A 17,269-nucleotide genomic window follows, 5' to 3' on the forward strand; every position below is an offset into this window, starting at 1 on the left:
GAGCCTGTTTTTAACGCAGCATCACCGAGCGCAGCCACTTTTCGTACAAAGCCTAATGCGAGTTTTGATCCCACAGCCAGTTCCATATGCCCGGCAAACGCACAGCCTCATCGCTGCTCTTGACCGTACGAGCCAGCGCAGCGCGCTTCAACTGCGCGCTGTCGTCGTAGAAGGGCTTTTCAGCCAGGGTCACGCCGGTTTCACGGGCGCTATCGACCAGGATCTGCAGGTATTCCCGGGCATGCCGGGCGGTGTAGCGGTTCAGGTCATGAAAGGTGACGACAACCGGTATGACGCCATCGACGGTCGGAAGCTCGGCGGCCGCGATACGTTCACGCACTTCCGATAGCTGACGGATCATGTTGGAGCGGCGGCGCAGGCTGAAGTTGTAACCCCATATCTTGCCGTCGTTGGCACTCAGGTCGGTCAGCAGCACATGCAGGCCATGCTGCTGATAGGCCGCGAAGGTGCGCTTGTCGTAGTTCCAGAATGGCGGACGCAACAGAACCGTCGGCGTACCCGTGATACCGGCGATGATCGCACTGCCCTCTGTCAGTGATTGCTCAAGCTCTTCGGGATTCAGCGAGCGGTGATTGGTGTGATGCGGGGTGCTGGTATGAAAACCCAGTACATGCCCTTCCTCATCCTGGCGCTGCATGATTGCCCGCCCTTGTTCACTGCCGCCTGCGCCGCTGGAACCTGTCTGAACGAAGAACACGGCCTTGATATCCGGTTGCAGCGGATTACGGGCCAGGCTGTCGAGCACCGTGAGCGTCGGATTGTAGAAGCTCGATGCACTTGGGCCATCGTCAAAGGTCAGCAGAAACCGGACGGGCGGTTGCTGATGCAGCCGCTCGACAGTCTGCGGGGTCAGGGGAATGGGGTTGGCGATACAGCCCGAGAGACCGAGTACGACAACAAGCACCGACAAGGTACGGAAAACAGAGCCCATGAGTATGTTCGAGTCCGGCTAGCCAACGGTGATGCACCTTTTCGGGTGCCCGGCCATTCCTCCGTGATCGGCTCATGCGCGGGACATTCGCCCTTCGCGCCCCTGCACTACGCTGAGGGGCTCACACATTATCGGGGCTTGACCGGTAAAGCCATGGGTAAACGATGAACTCTCTGCCCGGCGTCTACTTTTCCCACTCAGCGCGGGGAATCTTCAGCCCATGCAAGCCGTCGTAGCTTGCCCGTTGAGGTGGCGTCCAGCCTTCGAGCAGCGAGTCTTCCAGGCTGTAGATTTCCACGCCCAAAGGGCGGCAGACGGACAACGGGTCCTGAGCGTCCGGCCCCCACATCGGCAATGACAGGTCACCGCCGGGGCAAGTGGACAAGGCACACAGCAAGTCGATTTCCGCGAAGAACTCCAGATAATCCCCCTGACGGGCCGGGCAAGCCTTCATGAAATACATGTCGTCATGATTGAGCCCGGTACACTGGAAGATATTGAGCACGTCATGAACATCGAACTCGGTCAGGCCATGGGGCAATACGGCGCGGGTCAGGTTCGAGTGGCAGTGATGATGAAAATCTTCGCCGGTCAGCATCTTGTTGACGTAGGGATCGCAGCGGGTGCCGAGCAGGTCATGCAGACGCCCGCCATGTTCGTCGATGCCGTAGCTGGCCAGGCTGTCGTCGGTGATGGTCACCATCGGACGCAGGAATGGCAGGTTCGACCAGAGTCTGTCGTGAGTCGTGACATGAGCCCCCTGCAACTGGCGAGTACGGGAAGCCCACATGCGCTCGCGAGGATCATCGGCACTCCAGACATTGAAGTCGCCGACCTGCGGCCCCACCGGCGTGGTGACACGAAACACCTGCCCCGCCTTGACCTTCCAGGCCCGCCCGGTACGAATCGGCACCTCGAACTTCTCGATCAGCGTACGCTGATCGACGCTGGCACGTATGCGTTCGTAAAACGGCTTGTCCACTTGCAGCGCAGCACCTTTGCTGACCTGATAAGCGGCTGGGTAGTCTTTGTACATGCGCTGTTCCTCGGCCATGGGCAATGGCCACAGATAACAGACTTCCCGGCCATACCGTCAAGCCAGCATGACGCGCACAGGCATGAATGGGCGGTTTCGATCAGGTCGGACAGGCGATGGTGCCATTATCGAGGCCTTGCCTGTGGTTCTCGTAGTCCAGCGTGGCTTTGCCATTGACCCATTTCAGGGTAATCACCAGCACCGAATCGAAGTCGTCGCCCGTCCAGTCGTCCAGCAGCTTCATTTTCTGGCCCGATGCTTCCTGGGCGACCTTGTTGATCAGTTCCGGCAGATAACCGTGGGACCAGGCCGTGTAGATGACTGCGTTGTGATACTTGTCATGCATCAGCTCATCGGCCAGGGCACCGGTGTCATTGGCACCAAAGTCGATATTGACCGGCAGGCCCAGCTTGATCGCGCTAGGACCGACTGTCATCAAGGGCCGCAGGTAGCTGTAGGACAGATCACCTTCCCCCTCTTCCACATGACGACTCGGGTTGGCGGCAAAGATGAAATCGGCCTTGCCATAGGTCCTTGGCAATAGCTCGGACAAGTCGATGGCCCGGTTCAAACCCTGGCAATTCAATTGCCCAAGGCCCATGGAAGGCTTCTCTGCATGGCGCAGGAATACGAGGGTTTGCGTACCGTTTTTCGGCTCGGCTTGCACTCTGCTACCGATGGCAAACCAGAAAGCTACGCAAGCAATCAAAAGAGCAGGAAAAAAAAGCCAGGCGTAACGGCGATAGACGCGGCTGATCAAGTGGGTTCTGGAGATATTCATTGTCTGGAGTCCGGCACGTGTTAAGTAAAGTCAGCTTGTCGCTGATGCGAATGTGCCAGCCATGAGCGGGTTCGCAGCCCCCGTGAAATCCTTTGTGGATCAGTCGAATACGTACCCTTGATCACGTTTAAAGACTAATACCTATATGTTTCGATATGAAGAATTCGGATGATAGGAGTCCAAAAGTGCCTTCTTGTTGCATCGGGCAGGCAAAAACAGACAAGACGCGAGAGGACGGATAGCCAGGAAAAACCCTCTGGAAAGATTTAAAAGCTCACCAGAAGGTTAAAAACGAGGGATTTTTGCGCTAAATCAACAGATATTGGCAAAGTATTTGAAGGCGGAATTTTGTTTCAAAATTCGCGTTGCGGTGCATAAAACTCAATGTCTGGCCATTCAGAAGACTGAGGGAGACGGCTTGCAGCTTGCCGCCTCCCACTCACTTTCAGATCACAAACCGACCCACCATCGTATTCAAGCCTACAGCCAGTCGCGACAGTTCATGGCTGGCGGCACTGGTCTGGTTAGCGCCCGCGGCCGACTGATTGGCAAGGTCGCGAATGTTGACCAGATTGCGGTCAACCTCGCGGGAAACCTGAGCCTGTTCTTCGGACGCACTGGCGATCACCAGATTACGCTCGTTGATCTGCGAGATGGCATCCGTGATCATCTCCAGCGCATCGCCTGCGGCCTGAGCCAGGTCCAGCGTGGATCGAGTGCGGCCGGTATTGAGCGTCATGGACTCGACAGCCTGCCCCGTGCCGCTCTGGATACCCGCCACCATCTGCTCGATTTCCCGGGTAGACTGGGCGGTACGATGCGCCAGCGCCCGGACTTCATCGGCCACGACCGCGAAGCCTCTGCCCGCCTCGCCTGCCCGTGCGGCCTCGATTGCAGCATTGAGTGCCAACAGGTTGGTCTGCTCGGCAATGGCACGGATCACATCCAGCACCTTACCGATCTCACGACCTTGAGTGGCCAGCCCTTCAATCAGACTGGAGGTGCTCTGGACGTCACGGGTCATGACCTCTATGGCCTTGACCGTTTCCACAACCTTGTCACGCCCCAGACGTGCCGTTTCGTTGGACTGCTGCGAGGCCTGGGAGGTGGATACCGCATTGCGAGCCACCTCTTCGACTGCTGCGGTCATCTGGTTGACGGCAGTGGCCGCCTGCTCAAGCTCGTCGTTCTGCTGTTGCAGGCCGCGAGAGGACTCTTCAGTCACGGCGCTCAACTCTTCAGCGGCTGAAGCCAGTTGCGTCGCCGAGCCTGAAATCTGTTCGATGGTCTTGCGCAGGTTCTGCTGCATCAGCACCAGAGCTTCCAGCAAGCGTGCAGGCTCATCATTGCCGTCCACTTCGATATGCCGGGTCAGGTTGCCGTCGGAGATTTCCTGCGCTGCGCGTACCGCCCGACTCAATGGCATGACAATACTGCGGGTCAATAACCAGGCCAGTAGAACCGTCAAGGCAGCAGCCAGAATCGAAACCAGAATGATTGCTGTATTGGCATTATCGAAATGGAGGCTTGAGCGGTTGGATGCCTCCTGGGCCGATTTCTTATTGATAGTTATCAATTGATCAAGTTGCGAGGAGATCAGATCCGTACTGACTTTCATCTGGCCATTGATCAACGCTCTCAACTCTTCGAGTTTATTACTGCGCGACAGCATCATTGCCGTTTGTTGCACGTCCAGATAATCGGCCAGCGCAGCCTGAAACTTTCTATATATATCTTTCTCCTCACCCTCCGCAGGCAAGGCTGCGTAGTTGGACTCCGCTTTTTTAAGCTTCTGGGTCAACAACTGGGCACGGGTTTCAGTTTCCTGTATCTGATCAGGCTCGCGGTTGATCACGTACCGGAACGCCATGATGCGTAACAGCAGCAGGTTCTCGTCCACTTCGCCCAGATAGCCGATGCTGGGAAGCATGTTGGTTTCCAGATCCGTGGTGGCCTGACGAATGATGGACATGCGATTGAGTGCAAAAATGCCCAGCCCTATTACCAGAATGGCAATAAAGGCAAAGCCCAGAAAAGCACGAGGCGCAATATTGATGCTTCGTAGTGACATGAACTGATTCTCTTGGGAAGTACAACCCGATGCGCTCCATGCATAACGAAACGAGAGAGTCAAAACTCTCGCCAATGGGAAGAGCAACGGCATTAAGCCTGTGCTCCATAAAGCGGTTATCGGTCAACCTTGAGAATAAATAGAGTCAAAAACAGAAAATATTTTCTGGCGTCAAAGTGACGACTTTCCGTTCGTTTTTATTGCCGTATTCAATGATCAATACAGTCTTTGATATTCACTTTCCTGCCTTGGTGTCCGCCCATATACGCGCACGCAGTTCTTCGATTTTCACCTGAACAGGTTCAAGCACGAACATCCGGCTGACCATGTCGGCATTTGGATAGACATTGGTATCGCCCCAAAGCGCCGGATTGATCAGGGCATCCGCCTTTTCATTGCCGTTCGCGTACTTGACCTCGTTGGTAATGTGGGCCATCACCTCCGGGCGCAGCAGGTAATTCATGAAGGCATACCCGGCCTTTTCATTGGGGGCATCGACAGGCATTGCGACCATATCGAACCACATTGGTGCCCCTTCCCTGGGTACGGTGTAACCGATCTGTATGCCGTTACCGGCTTTTTCCGCCAGATCCTGAGCCTGGGCAATATCGCCGGAAAAGCCCAGCGCCACGCAGATCTTGCCGCTGCCAAGGTCTGCAATGTATTTGACGGGGTCAAAATAGCGGACGTAAGGCCGGATGGCGCTCAATACAGTCGCAGCCTTTGCATAGTCTTCAGGCTGCTCGCTGTGGGCAGGCAGGCCAAGGTAGTTCAAGGTGATGGGCAGCACTTCGGGAGCATTATCCAGAATGGCGACGCCGCACTGCGCAAGCTTCTTCATGTTTTCGGGCTTGAAGATCAGGTCCCAGGAATCCAGCGGCGCATTGTCTCCGAGCAGGGCCTTGACCTTGGCGACGTCATAGCCGATGCCAGTACTGCCCCATAGATAGGGAAAACCATGCTGGTTGCCGGGATCGTTGACCTCCAGCGCCTTGAGCAATACCGGGTTCAGATTCTTCCAGTTAGGTAGCTGGCGCTTGTCCAGCACTTTCAAGGCGCCGCTGTCGATCTGCCGTGCCATGAAGTGTACGGACGGCACCACGACGTCATAGCCCGAATGGCGGGCCATGAGCCTGGCGTTCAGGACTTCATTGGTTTCGTAGGTCTGATAATCGGCCGTTATGCCGGTCGCCTCCTGAAAATTCCTGACGGTGTCGGGGGCGATGTAGTCGGTCCAGTTGTAAATATTGACCCTCTGCGCTGCATGGCTGGTGGAGGCCAGCAACATCAGTGCAGCAATGGATTTACTCAGCATCTGTCAACTCCCGGGGTCAATGGAACCAGCTTGCCCTAACCGGCGCGCGTATCTCAATAGATGGAGCAGACTGATTTAAGGATCAAACGATTTTGACGTACATCAAATAATTGAAAAAATTCGGGGAACACCTGAAAATATTTTCCAGATGTGTGCAGGCAGGTGCTATTTTTAGGTCTCGCCAGACCGTTCAGATCATCCCGCAGAAAAGCAGTACGATCACTCAGGATTGTGCACTGTTTGATCTCTCAGGCTTTTATCGGTCGCATCTCGACTGGTCTTCCTACCCATTGGGGCTGCAGGAATTGCTCGATTGAATCAGGTGGGCCGCTTCCATGAACAAAGTCACGTTCCCCAATGCATGCCAACTGATGCGCTGGCACTTTCATCCGGTTGGCTTTGAAGCCACCATGGATGCACCCAGCAGCATGATCGCCCGCCTGTTCGACCGGGCCAGCGGTGAAACGGTGGTCGCCATTGCCGGCCTGCCCTGCGCTACCGTCATGAACGCCACCGACGTAGAGCGGATCATCGAAGCCATCGAAGCCGAACTGGAGCTGTTCGGAGCCCATCAGTCAGTCGGCTTCATGTGAACCGGCGGGAGCTTTGGACTCCCGCCCACTCACTCATCAATGCTTGCGCAGATCCTCAAAAAAAGGCTTGTCCCGGGCAACCCTGTCAGAAGCCTTGGGCACCTGGACATTGTCATTGCCTGCGGTTCCTTCATCGATATACCAGTAGCAATAACGTATGGCGCGGGTGATCGCCACATACGCCAGACGCAGGACTTCATCCTGCTGGGCATTGTCGAACGACTGCGTATCGCTTGCGTTACCCAGACCGGCCAGACGATAGACCTGATTCTTGTAGGGCGACAGTGTCGAGTGCTGACAATCCCCCAGCAGAAATACCGCATCGGCCTGTAGCCCTTTGGAGCTGTGATAGGTCAGCGTCCTGATCCGCCGAGACTGCGGGCCCATTGCAGAGTCGGCCTGAATCAGGGATTTCAACGACTCGGAAATCATGGCCTTTTCACTGTTCTTGCGATACAGCAACAGGATCGAATCACCTGCGTTGTAGTGCTCGGCCACACGCTCGGCCAGCTCATTATCATCGCGGTTCAGCACCGTCACCGGCAGCAGTTCCTGAACGGCACCACTGGCCTTTTCCTTCTTGCCCGCAATGGCAGGCGCAGCCCGCACGATATGTTCGGCGGCATCGATGATGTACTGGTGGCTGCGAAAGTTATCGCTGAGCATGACCCTGGTAGTCGCAGGCGAGGAAAATTCCTTGGGAAACTCCATGAAATATTGCGGCGAGCTGCCTCGCCAGCCATAGATGGACTGCCAGTCGTCTCCCACACACAACAACGATGAATGCCTGGCGACACGGCCGCCATGAATGGCCGGGCCACGGCGTCGGATCTCTCGCAGGCTGGCGCGTATCCAGGAGACAATCTGCGGCGAAACGTCCTGAAATTCGTCGATCATCAGGTGCGACAGAGGCCTGAGCACTTCATCGCTGACCTGCCTGAGGTTTTCCGGTGAGGTTTCGCCAAACAAGGCAAACATCCGGTTGTAGGTCATGATCGGCGGCGTCTGATCCAGCAGATGGTTCTCGAAAGCCTTCCAGAACAGGCTGAGGCCTTCAAAGAAAAACCGGTCAGGATCATTGCTGGCAAAACTCATTTCAGCCACGGCACCGGGTACATCAAGCCCCAGGTTCTCGATGAAGCTGGCCGCTGTGACAAAACAATCCAGCAGCGGCGCTGCGCTCAACTCGCCCTTGATCCTGTAATCGAAACCCGGCCCGGCCACGGCGGATCCGGCCAGCGATTTCAGCACCTTGCCAGCCGCTTCGTAGTTCTCGAACCAGATCAGCGGCTTGCGGCAGAAAGCTTGAAACAGCGTGCGCTTGATCACCCATTCGGCCCAGACCGGAAGCTTGGCGCCCGGGCGCTTCATCTGCTGGTCTTCGCTGGAGTCGAGCCCCAGCACGACCCAGGCATCCAGTTCGGCGATATAGCCATGAACGTGAAAGGCAAAACCATTTATTTCAATGGTCTGGCGCATAGGCTCAATGCCTTTTATAGGCCATGCCTTTGCCCGAATCCACAGGTCCTCGATGATGTCGCACAGTTCCTCATCGCGCTTGGCCGACAGCTCGGTCACGGTGATGCGCTTTTGCACATCCGGGTGATCGCGATCCAGTTCCTTGAGCTGCAGCGCATGGCGGTACAGCGGCGCAATCACCTCGCGAAAGCGTTCGCTGCTGGCATAGAGGTCGCGATAGCAGAGGTTCAATTGCTGACGCTGGGCGTCGTTGATACGCAGATCGAACGGGTTACTGTCGGCCTCGTCGCCTGAAGCGGAGGTATTACCCAGATTCTCGAAAGCACGCAGTTGCTCGAAACCCGGCAGGCTGCGAACCAGCGGCAGTATTCGCGAATGGAAGGTGCGAACCAGATCCCGGGCCTGCTTGTGGCTCAGGGTATGCCCCCACAAAGCCATTATCTCGATCAGCTTGCCGATGAAGTCCTTGCGCGACTCGCGGGTAAAGGTCACTACGGTCATCGCTTCCAGCTCGAAGCCCAGGTAGTGATGGAGCAACAGTATTCGCAGCACCAGCGACGTGGACTTGCCCGCCCCTGCGCCCGCAATCACGTAAGTGGATGGCGTGTCGCTGAAAATCATTTTCCATTGAGCAGTGCTGGGCTGTGCATGGGGCGGCAGCTTTTGCGCCACATCAGCCTTGATGCGCTTTTTCAGTTCCGGGGTCAGACCCAGACGCCAGTCATCGAACAGATGATCATCGACTTTCGGCCCACGATGCTCGCTGGGCCGGGTGTCACGGATCAGCAAGACATTGCGCCCTTGCTCCAGCCCATCCAGACGACCTTCGGCGTAGCCTTCATTCACACCTTCGATGTGCCCGCTCAGATACCCGTCAGCATGCCCCTGAAACCATGAAGGTCTGTGCTGCGCACCAAGCCCTGTCAGACCACGACCGATCAGGCGTGACAGCAAGCGCTTGAACAACGGCAGACGCTCGGGCGGATTGAGTTCGACATCCAGGTCGGGAGGAAGAGCAGAAGGCAGGTCGTCAGGCACGCAGGCTCCGGATAGAGAATCGTCGGACGCCTATGGTCGCCGGATTCGCCCGCAAGCTCCAGCGAAATGCTTTTCTTTCAGTCCCTTAGGCGATCAACTGCATGTTTGATGGTAAATGTGCCATTAAAAATAAGTACTGAAGCTTTCGATCACCTTCAGTTCCTCATCGACCAGGCAACCGGAACGCCACTTATCGAAGGTCAGGCACGGGTGAGAGGAACCAAAGGAAATGATGTCGCCGACCCTCAGCTCACAACCCGGCGCAACCGTCATGAAGACATGCTGATCCATCAAGGCCGTGACCTTGCAGGCGCTGACGTCATCGCCTTTGGCTGACCGGTCACCAGCCCTGTAGCGCACGAGAGGGTTTGGCAAGCCAGCATCATAGGCAATATCGCGCTTGCCCAGAGCCACCACAGCAAAACCCGGCTCCGGCAATGACTGCACATGCGCCCAGACCTCCATGGCCGGACGCAGCCCTTCGCCCAGATCCGCACGGCGGTCGAGCACACAGCATTGCGCGCTTTTATAGATGCCATGGTCATGCACCACATAGCTGCCGGGGCGCAGCACACTGAGAAAACGCTGACGAACAGCCTGGGCATCGAAGGCTTCGGCAATCAGGTCGTACCAGGCCGAACCCGAGGCGGTAACAATGGGGCGCTCCAGGGCAAAGGCTTGTTTGTCTTGCAACTCGACAGCCAGACGCACCAGTGATGCGGCAAAAGCCTTGATGTGTTCGATGGCCTGATCGCCATGAATCACACCTTCGTAACCTTCGATACCAGTCAGAGCCAGGCCCGGCTGAGCGTTGATTGCCTCTGCCAGCGCCAGTACTTCCTGCTCGGTGCGACAACCGCAGCGTCCACCAGGCACGCCATACTCGATCATGACATTCAGCCGCAGCCCGCGCGCAGCGAAGAATTCGCCCAGGGCAGCCACGTTGTCCGGGTGATCGACCATGCAATGAAAATCGAACAGAGGGTCGGCCAGCATCTCGGCAATGATTGCCATATTGGGCGTACCCACCAACTGATTGGCCATCAGCACCCGACGCACGCCATGGGCAAAAGCGGTGCGGGTCTGCACCGCCGTGGCCAGAGTCATGCCCCAGGCCCCCTCCTCCAACTGACGACGAAACAAGGCCGGCACCATGCTGGTCTTGCCATGAGGCGCCAACTCCGCACCGCTGTTAATGGCAAAGGCCTGCATCCAGCGAATGTTGTGCTCCAGCGCCTGATTGTGGATCACCAGTGCTGGCAGGCTTACATCACACAACAAGCTATGGCCCGGCTCGGCAGAGCCTTTATCGGCGACATGGATAGGCATAGGGGCTCCAGGGCTGAAAGTTACAAGCTGCAAGCTTCAAGCAAGTTTCAAGCCGCTCACAACTGAAAGCTTCAAGCCGTAAGCCTCAAGCCTCAAGCTTGTAGCTTGTAGCTTGTAGCTTGTAGCTTGTAGCTTTCAGCCTGCTTCCATCTTACAAACAGGTAGCAATTGCCGCTGCCCTCAACGCGGAGTGGCTGTCGCCTTGCGGGGCATAGAACTCGATCTCGGTGCTCGGGCCTTTGCTGCGCACGTCGGCGAAGTATCTGGCTTCAGTGGTGAAGACCGTAAAGCCGCCACCGGAAAGCTTGTGCATGAACACATCAGAGGACGTGCCGAACATCGCTTCGTTCTGCCAGGAAACCTGGATGCATTGAGCGACGGCAGCATCCTGCTTGCTGCTGGACAGGACCTTGGCAGGCCCGACCGAACGAGCGGAGTCTGAGGGAGCCGCGCATCCGGCCAGCAACAGAGTGGCCGCGATGATAGAAACCGGAAATTTCATGACATGCCTTCGTCGAAAAAAGCCGATTCTAGCACCCCATACTGCCGATCAACTCTCGACCAACTCGAAAACCACATCCTGCGCCCCTTCCCACAAGGTCTTGACGCCCAGTTTGCGCAGGTTTTCCTTGCCCTCAGTGATGGTCAGAAAGTGATTGCCCGCCAACTGCCCCATCTTGCTCGCAAAACAGCAGGAGCCGTAGGCCAGGATGATTTCGGTTTCACTGTAACCACCCGGATAAAACAGAATGTCGCCCACCGAAGGATGGCTGGTCGCATTCTCGAAACCGATCGGCTTGTCGTCGAGCATGAGCTGGTAATCATCCAGCGGCACCCAGCACCCCTCTCCGCTCCAGCGCACATGAATGAACTTCTGCCGGTAAGGCAGCAACTTCAAGAAGGCCGCGACGGTTTGCGGTGCATCGGGATTGGCCTCAGCCAGGAACTCATATCCGCCGGCGGTTATTTTTATGGTGGTCACAACTGCGACTCCTGTTTACGAAGGGGTTCGGTGAATATCCGGTCACGGAGTTCCGTTTCTGCCATACAGCAAATAACCGGGGCGATAGCTCAGACGCTCATAGTACGCAGCGACTGCGGGAAAATCCGGATGGTCCAGCGGGGTTTCAAACCATCGATTGACCGAGAGGCCAATCGGGATATCCGCAAGGGTAAACGACGTGCCGCTCACATAAGCGCCGGTCAGCTCAAGCTGTCGATCCAGTATCTGCATATGCCGGGACCAACTGCTGCTGGATGCCTTCAACGCATCTCGATCCTGAAACCCGGCCGAACGCCTGACCAGCGACATGAACGCATAGGTCCAGGACTTGTTGAGGTCCGTTGCCTGCCAGTCTATCCACTGATCTATGCGAGCCCTGGCTCTGGGCTGGGACGGGTAGAAACCTTCATCCGGGTGAGCAGAAGCCAGATAGCGAATGATGGTATTGGATTCCCACAAGACAAAGTCGTCTTCCAGAATCACGGGCACCATGGCATTGGGATTCAAGGCCATGAATTCGGGCGTATCCGTCGCCCGAAAACCGCTTCCCCAGTCTTCCTGCTCAAAAGGCCGGCCTGTTTCGGCGCATGCCCAGAGTACTTTTCTGACGTTGATTGACGATGCCTTGCCGAGTATTCGCAGCATTTCGAGTTCTTGGATCACAGAGAAGGAGCATGACCGTACCAGTTCTGTTTTTTCCAGAACACAGGAGCATCAGGAAAAATGTCAAAGCCCGGCACAATGGCCGGGCTTGAGAAAGACCTCAATGCTGAAAAAGATGCTCCTTCGCAGCCTTGATACGCTTTGCCCGCTCCTTGAGAAGGCTGTCCGCCAGATCGGCCGCAGCCTCGACCGCCTGCTCGGCAGATTCGGCTTTCACAATCGTGGCACTGAGCGCGGCAGAGGCATACAGATCCCATGCCTGAATTTCGTCGTTAAAGAGCGGTGGTTTGCTCGACATTGGACTACTCCTGAATGCAAGGACCCGGTATCCGGTCCATCAGGCAGAAAGCCTAGGCTGTAAAGCGTCATTGGCAAATAACGCAGGTTCATGCTTTCGAGGTGGCCGACGACTGGATCGGCCACCTTCAAAGATCCCCCATATGACTACCGCCCCACCTATGCGACAATGCGCGCCAAAGTCTGGCATGAACCCCGCATTCATATTCCGGCAACCCGTCTCTGACAGGCTGGTTGCTATCGACGTATGCCTCGCTGGAACCACTCAAGCTCCGACTGGAGCGAGCCGCCCTTCGGGGTACGGCTCACATCGGCATTTCCCAAGTTATTGATAGGTAAGGCAATTGATCTCCACCGCGAATATAACCATGCAGTTCGGCCCCAAACCCTTGTTCGAGAATGTCTCGGTCAAGTTTGGTGCCGGTAACCGTTACGGCCTGATCGGCGCCAACGGCTGCGGCAAGTCCACGTTCATGAAGATTCTGGGTGGCGATCTCGAACCTTCCGGTGGCCAGGTGATGCTGGAGCCGAACGTGCGCCTGGGTAAATTGCGCCAGGATCAGTTCGCCTACGAGGAATTCACCGTTCTCGACACCGTGATCATGGGTCACGAAGAGTTATGGAAGGTCAAGGCCGAGCGTGACCGTATCTACTCGCTGCCGGAAATGACCGAAGACGACGGCATGGCCGTTGCCGAGCTGGAAACCGAATTCGCGGAAATGGACGGCTACACCGCCGAGTCCCGCGCTGGCGAGCTGTTGCTGGGCCTGGGTATCGGCATCGAGCAGCACAACGGCCCGATGAGCGAAGTTTCACCGGGCTGGAAACTGCGCGTCCTGCTGGCTCAGGCGCTGTTTTCCGATCCGGAAGTGCTGCTGCTCGACGAGCCGACCAACCACCTGGACATCAACACCATCCGCTGGCTGGAAAACGTTCTGACCCAGCGTAACAGCCTGATGATCATCATCTCCCACGACCGTCACTTCCTGAACAGCGTGTGCACCCACATGGCTGACCTGGACTACGGCGAGTTGCGCCTGTTCCCTGGCAACTATGACGAATACATGACCGTGGCGACCCAGTCCCGCGAGCAGTTGCTGGCCGACAACGCCAAGAAGAAAGCACAGATTTCCGAGCTGCAATCGTTCGTCAGCCGCTTCTCGGCCAACGCCTCGAAAGCCAAGCAGGCTACTTCCCGCGCCAAGCAGATCGACAAGATCCAGCTCGCCGAGGTCAAGCCTTCCAGCCGTGTCAGCCCGTTCATCCGCTTTGAACAGACCAAGAAGCTGCACCGTCAGGCCGTTGTCGTGGAGCACATGGCCAAAGGGTTCGATGGCAATATCCTGTTCAAGGACTTCAGCTTCACCGTAGAAGCTGGCGAGCGCGTTGCGATCATCGGCCCGAACGGCATCGGCAAGACCACCTTGCTGCGCACTCTGGTCAACGACCTGACGCCGGATGCCGGCTCGATCAAGTGGACCGAATCGGCTGAAATCGGCTACTACGCCCAGGACCATGCCCACGACTTCGAGGACGACAGTACGCTGTTCGACTGGATGGGCCAGTGGACCCAAGGCGGCGAGCAACTGGTGCGTGGCACTCTGGGCCGCATGCTGTTCTCCAACGACGAGATCCTCAAGTCGGTCAAGGTCATTTCCGGTGGTGAGCAAGGCCGTATGCTGTTCGGCAAGCTGATCCTGCAAAAACCGAACGTGCTGGTGATGGACGAACCGACCAACCACCTGGACATGGAATCCATCGAAGCCTTGAACCTGGCGCTGGAAAACTATCCGGGCACGCTGATTTTCGTCAGCCACGACCGTGAGTTCGTATCCTCGCTGGCCACCCGCATCATCGAACTCAGCCCAAGCGGCGTGATCGACTTCAGCGGCACCTACGATGATTACCTGCGTAGCCAGGGTGTGGTGATCTAAGCTCGCCTGTCACGAATAAATTCGCTCCTGCGGTGTTGAAAATTCCCCGTAGGAGCGAATCGGGCGGCGCTCCGCTCATTCGCGAAAGCCTTATCAATCAGGCCCCCGGCTGATTCAACACCTCGATCCAAAGCGCACCTTTACCCGACGGCGCTTCGCCCACACGCTTCAATGCGCCCTCTGCGCCAATCGAATAACTGCCCACCACCTCGCTCTTCTCTCCCGTCACCAGCAACCAGCGGCCATCAGGCGATACCGCGATATTGCGTGGCTGTTTTTCCTGGACCGCGTAGTTCTCGAGGAAGCTGATCTTGCCGCTCGAAGGCTCGACCTTGAAGACCGACACGCTGCTGGAAGTACGCTCGCTGATAAACAGCAACTTGCCATCCGGCGCAATACGGATATCTGCTGCCCAGATGCGCGGAGTCGGATCGTCCTTCAGGTCGTTATTGCGGGCATCACGAACTTCGCCATGGGCAAGTTTCAGGCGTTCCGGGATTCCGGCTGCCCGGGTGATCGCGGTCAACGCGCCGGTTTGATCATTGATTGAAAAACCGTCCACGGTGCCGCTCATCTCTCCCACCACATACAGGTACTTGCCGTCCGGCGAGAAGGCCAGATGGCGTGGCCCGGTGTTGTCTGCAACGGAGACGTAACCCGTGCCAATCGGTGCAAGCGTGCCGTCCTTCTCCAGACGATATTGCAGGACGTGATCTACGCCCAGGTTGCCGGCATACACAAATCGGTTGCTCGGGTCTGTACGCACCGAATGGGCATGCAGGCCGGTCTTGTAGGTCTTGATGCTGTCGCCTGGGCGCTGTTGCTCATCGATGGGCTGAACACTGAGCAGGTCGCCGCCATAGGACGCGCCAAGCAGAAATCGACCGCTGCGGTCAGTGGACAGGTAAGCCAGGCTCTCGGCCAGTGGTCCTTGGGAAATCTGTTTCAGATGCCCGGTGCCGTGCTCAATGCCGAAACCGACCACCTGATAAGGCTTGGCGCGCAATGCGGCAAACAGCGTCTTGCCATCCGGCGAGAGAGCCATAGGGTTGACCTGATCGCCTGCCTTGGTCTGCTCTATCAGGCTAAGCGCCCCGCTTGCCGCGTCCAGTCGGTATTGGGAAATGAGCCCGTCAGCAGGGCTGGAGATATAAGCGAAAGTCGCTGCATGAGCAGACAGACCGAACGAGCAGGAAACCGCAGCCGCCAGCAGGAGGTTTTTTTTCATGAAGCACCTTTTGTTATTGTGTTTGTGGTCAGTCATCCTATGACTACGTGAGAAGAACAGCAATACACCCGATCAGATTGTTAGCGTGCTTTCATTTAAGCCCTTACCGCGCCATGATGATTCCATTCCAACCGCCTGCCAGCGAACGAGTCCAATGCCTGCCGCCTCAAGCCAGAAACCTTCAGCGCAGCCAAGTTCCATGGCGATCACGCTGCAAATTGTCTCAATCGTCTTCTATACCTTCATCGCCTTCCTGTGCATCGGCCTGCCGATTGCCGTGCTGCCCGGCTATGTACACGACCAACTCGGATTCAGTGCGGTGGTCGCAGGTCTGACCATCGGCTCGCAATACCTGGCCACCCTGCTCAGCCGTCCCTTTGCCGGCCGGCTGACGGACAATATGGGTAGTAAACGCGCCATCGTCCTTGGCCTTTGCGGGATAGTCATCAGCGGTGTGATGACGCTGGCCGCCACGCTGCTTGAAAGCATTCCTCTGGCCAGCCTGTGGATTTTGATCGTTGCACGGCTGTTCCTCGGCGTATCCCAGGGCATGATCGGGGTCGGGACCATCAGTTGGTGTATCGGCAAGGTCGGCGCGGAGCATACGGCACGCTCGATTTCCTGGAATGGCATCGCGTCCTACGGCGCGATTGCCATCGGCGCACCACTTGGGGTCGTGATGATCGACCACACCGGGTTCAACAGCCTGGGCATTGCCCTTGTCGCCATGGCGGCCCTGGCCTTGCTGATGATTCGCAAGAAGCCATCGGTACCGGTGATTGCCGGTGAGCGCCTGCCCTATTGGTCGGTGTTCGGGCGTATCGCTCCGTATGGCCTTGGGTTGACGCTATCATCCATCGGCTACGGGACGCTGACCACCTTCATTACCTTGTTCTATATCAGCCGTGGCTGGGAAGGAGCAGCCTGGTGCCTGAGCATGTTCGGGGTATGTTTCATCCTTGCCCGCCTGCTCTTTATCGGCGCCATCAATCGCTTGGGCGGCTTCAATGCGGCGATGCTGTGCATGGCAGTGGAAACCATCGGGCTGGTAATGCTGTGGCTGTCTCCCAACACCGGTTTTGCCCTGGCGGGCGCGGGCCTTACCGGTCTGGGGCTGTCGCTGGTGTATCCGGCTCTGGGTGTCGAGGCGATCAAGCAAGTCCCTACCACCAGTCGCGGTGCAGGTTTGAGCGCCTATGCCGTGTTCTTTGATCTGGCGCTGGCGATTGCAGGCCCCGTGATGGGAGCCATTGCACTGGGTCAGGGCTATGGCTGGATTTTCTTTTATGCCTCTTTGCTGTCGATAACCGCCCTGGCCCTGACACTCTGGTTATCACGCCGCCCTCAAGCAGGCACCTGAACCTGTTTTCGCACGGAACCTGATGCCGCCGGTCGGTCAACTAATTGACGCATCTCGCAATCGGATCTTGACTTGTTTCTGCTAGCCATTGATCAGGCTTATAAAACCCCTTCATGGATGTCACTTGCGTGGTAGCCAGGCCAGCATTGGAACCATGAACCGCCTCCCTGACCACGTGTTCAGAGAGAGC

The 17,269-nt window shown here is 57.0% G+C and carries 15 protein-coding genes; 3 read left to right on the forward strand and 12 right to left on the reverse strand.

Annotated features, from left to right (window positions below; translation table 11 throughout):
* Window positions 1-52 precede the first annotated feature (52 nt).
* From ACODS3_RS14515 to ACODS3_RS14535, 5 genes are all read right to left on the reverse strand, one after another.
* Complete coding sequence (locus ACODS3_RS14515) at window positions 53-952, reverse strand: polysaccharide deacetylase family protein (protein WP_489034911.1); 900 nt, start codon at window positions 950-952, stop codon at window positions 53-55.
* A gap of 184 nt (window positions 953-1,136) precedes the next feature.
* Window positions 1,137-1,988, reverse strand: coding sequence for an urea carboxylase-associated family protein (locus ACODS3_RS14520; RefSeq protein WP_489034912.1), 852 nt, complete (start codon window positions 1,986-1,988; stop codon window positions 1,137-1,139).
* Window positions 1,989-2,088: 100 nt separating this feature from the next.
* Window positions 2,089-2,769, reverse strand: coding sequence for a hypothetical protein (locus ACODS3_RS14525; RefSeq protein ID WP_304574609.1), 681 nt, complete (start codon window positions 2,767-2,769; stop codon window positions 2,089-2,091).
* A gap of 445 nt (window positions 2,770-3,214) precedes the next feature.
* Window positions 3,215-4,840, reverse strand: a complete 1,626-nt coding sequence (locus ACODS3_RS14530; RefSeq protein ID WP_489034913.1) for a methyl-accepting chemotaxis protein — start codon at window positions 4,838-4,840, stop codon at window positions 3,215-3,217.
* A gap of 235 nt (window positions 4,841-5,075) precedes the next feature.
* Complete coding sequence (locus tag ACODS3_RS14535) at window positions 5,076-6,155, reverse strand: polyamine ABC transporter substrate-binding protein (RefSeq protein WP_304574611.1); 1,080 nt, start codon at window positions 6,153-6,155, stop codon at window positions 5,076-5,078.
* Between the two features lie 335 nt (window positions 6,156-6,490).
* Between ACODS3_RS14535 and ACODS3_RS14540 the strand changes: the two genes are divergently transcribed.
* Entirely contained in the window at window positions 6,491-6,748 is a 258-nt protein-coding gene (locus ACODS3_RS14540; RefSeq protein ID WP_201017008.1) for a DUF1652 domain-containing protein, read from the forward strand.
* A gap of 36 nt (window positions 6,749-6,784) precedes the next feature.
* Here ACODS3_RS14540 and ACODS3_RS14545 read toward each other — a convergent pair whose 3' ends face one another.
* From ACODS3_RS14545 to ACODS3_RS14570, 6 genes are all read right to left on the reverse strand, one after another.
* The gene (locus ACODS3_RS14545) at window positions 6,785-9,265 is read right to left on the reverse strand and encodes a UvrD-helicase domain-containing protein (RefSeq protein ID WP_489034915.1); all 2,481 of its coding nucleotides are present in this window, start codon (window positions 9,263-9,265) and stop codon (window positions 6,785-6,787) included.
* 123 nt (window positions 9,266-9,388) lie between these two features.
* Window positions 9,389-10,594, reverse strand: coding sequence for an amino acid deaminase (locus tag ACODS3_RS14550; RefSeq protein ID WP_304574613.1), 1,206 nt, complete (start codon window positions 10,592-10,594; stop codon window positions 9,389-9,391).
* 151 nt (window positions 10,595-10,745) lie between these two features.
* A complete protein-coding gene (locus tag ACODS3_RS14555; protein WP_236250120.1) occupies window positions 10,746-11,096 on the reverse strand; it encodes a 2-oxoacid ferredoxin oxidoreductase in 351 nt (116 codons plus the stop codon).
* A 48-nt stretch (window positions 11,097-11,144) separates the two neighbouring features.
* Window positions 11,145-11,576 carry a DUF3830 family protein gene (locus ACODS3_RS14560; protein ID WP_201000481.1) on the reverse strand — a complete coding sequence of 144 codons (432 nt, stop codon included), beginning with the start codon at window positions 11,574-11,576 and terminating at the stop codon, window positions 11,145-11,147.
* Window positions 11,577-11,618: 42 nt separating this feature from the next.
* The gene (locus ACODS3_RS14565) at window positions 11,619-12,242 is read right to left on the reverse strand and encodes a glutathione S-transferase family protein (protein ID WP_489034917.1); all 624 of its coding nucleotides are present in this window, start codon (window positions 12,240-12,242) and stop codon (window positions 11,619-11,621) included.
* 118 nt (window positions 12,243-12,360) lie between these two features.
* Window positions 12,361-12,558: a hypothetical protein gene (locus tag ACODS3_RS14570; protein WP_025260108.1), complete on the reverse strand. Its 198-nt coding sequence runs from the start codon at window positions 12,556-12,558 to the stop codon at window positions 12,361-12,363.
* A gap of 343 nt (window positions 12,559-12,901) precedes the next feature.
* Between ACODS3_RS14570 and ACODS3_RS14575 the strand changes: the two genes are divergently transcribed.
* Entirely contained in the window at window positions 12,902-14,491 is a 1,590-nt protein-coding gene (locus tag ACODS3_RS14575) for an ABC-F family ATPase (RefSeq protein WP_025260106.1), read from the forward strand.
* A 97-nt stretch (window positions 14,492-14,588) separates the two neighbouring features.
* Here ACODS3_RS14575 and ACODS3_RS14580 read toward each other — a convergent pair whose 3' ends face one another.
* Window positions 14,589-15,719, reverse strand: a complete 1,131-nt coding sequence (locus ACODS3_RS14580; protein ID WP_489034919.1) for a lactonase family protein — start codon at window positions 15,717-15,719, stop codon at window positions 14,589-14,591.
* A gap of 154 nt (window positions 15,720-15,873) precedes the next feature.
* On the opposite strand from ACODS3_RS14580, the gene ACODS3_RS14585 reads away from it, so the two are divergent.
* Entirely contained in the window at window positions 15,874-17,079 is a 1,206-nt protein-coding gene (locus tag ACODS3_RS14585) for an MFS transporter (protein ID WP_201017003.1), read from the forward strand.
* Window positions 17,080-17,269 lie beyond the last annotated feature (190 nt).

The organism is Pseudomonas sp. FG43 (assembly GCF_057809175.1).

What these genes read in the sequence shown, in the direction of transcription:
- ACODS3_RS14555 (WP_236250120.1), bottom strand. Translation starts at nt 11,096, where the DNA reads ATGAAATTTCCGGTTTCTATCATCGCGGCCACTCTGTTGCTGGCCGGA.
- ACODS3_RS14515 (WP_489034911.1), bottom strand. Translation starts at nt 952, where the DNA reads ATGGGCTCTGTTTTCCGTACCTTGTCGGTGCTTGTTGTCGTACTCGGT.
- ACODS3_RS14540 (WP_201017008.1), top strand. Translation starts at nt 6,491, where the DNA reads ATGAACAAAGTCACGTTCCCCAATGCATGCCAACTGATGCGCTGGCAC.
- ACODS3_RS14570 (WP_025260108.1), bottom strand. Translation starts at nt 12,558, where the DNA reads ATGTCGAGCAAACCACCGCTCTTTAACGACGAAATTCAGGCATGGGAT.
- ACODS3_RS14585 (WP_201017003.1), top strand. Translation starts at nt 15,874, where the DNA reads ATGCCTGCCGCCTCAAGCCAGAAACCTTCAGCGCAGCCAAGTTCCATG.
- ACODS3_RS14530 (WP_489034913.1), bottom strand. Translation starts at nt 4,840, where the DNA reads ATGTCACTACGAAGCATCAATATTGCGCCTCGTGCTTTTCTGGGCTTT.
- ACODS3_RS14580 (WP_489034919.1), bottom strand. Translation starts at nt 15,719, where the DNA reads ATGAAAAAAAACCTCCTGCTGGCGGCTGCGGTTTCCTGCTCGTTCGGT.
- ACODS3_RS14525 (WP_304574609.1), bottom strand. Translation starts at nt 2,769, where the DNA reads ATGAATATCTCCAGAACCCACTTGATCAGCCGCGTCTATCGCCGTTAC.
- ACODS3_RS14535 (WP_304574611.1), bottom strand. Translation starts at nt 6,155, where the DNA reads ATGCTGAGTAAATCCATTGCTGCACTGATGTTGCTGGCCTCCACCAGC.
- ACODS3_RS14565 (WP_489034917.1), bottom strand. Translation starts at nt 12,242, where the DNA reads ATGCTGCGAATACTCGGCAAGGCATCGTCAATCAACGTCAGAAAAGTA.
- ACODS3_RS14520 (WP_489034912.1), bottom strand. Translation starts at nt 1,988, where the DNA reads ATGTACAAAGACTACCCAGCCGCTTATCAGGTCAGCAAAGGTGCTGCG.
- ACODS3_RS14550 (WP_304574613.1), bottom strand. Translation starts at nt 10,594, where the DNA reads ATGCCTATCCATGTCGCCGATAAAGGCTCTGCCGAGCCGGGCCATAGC.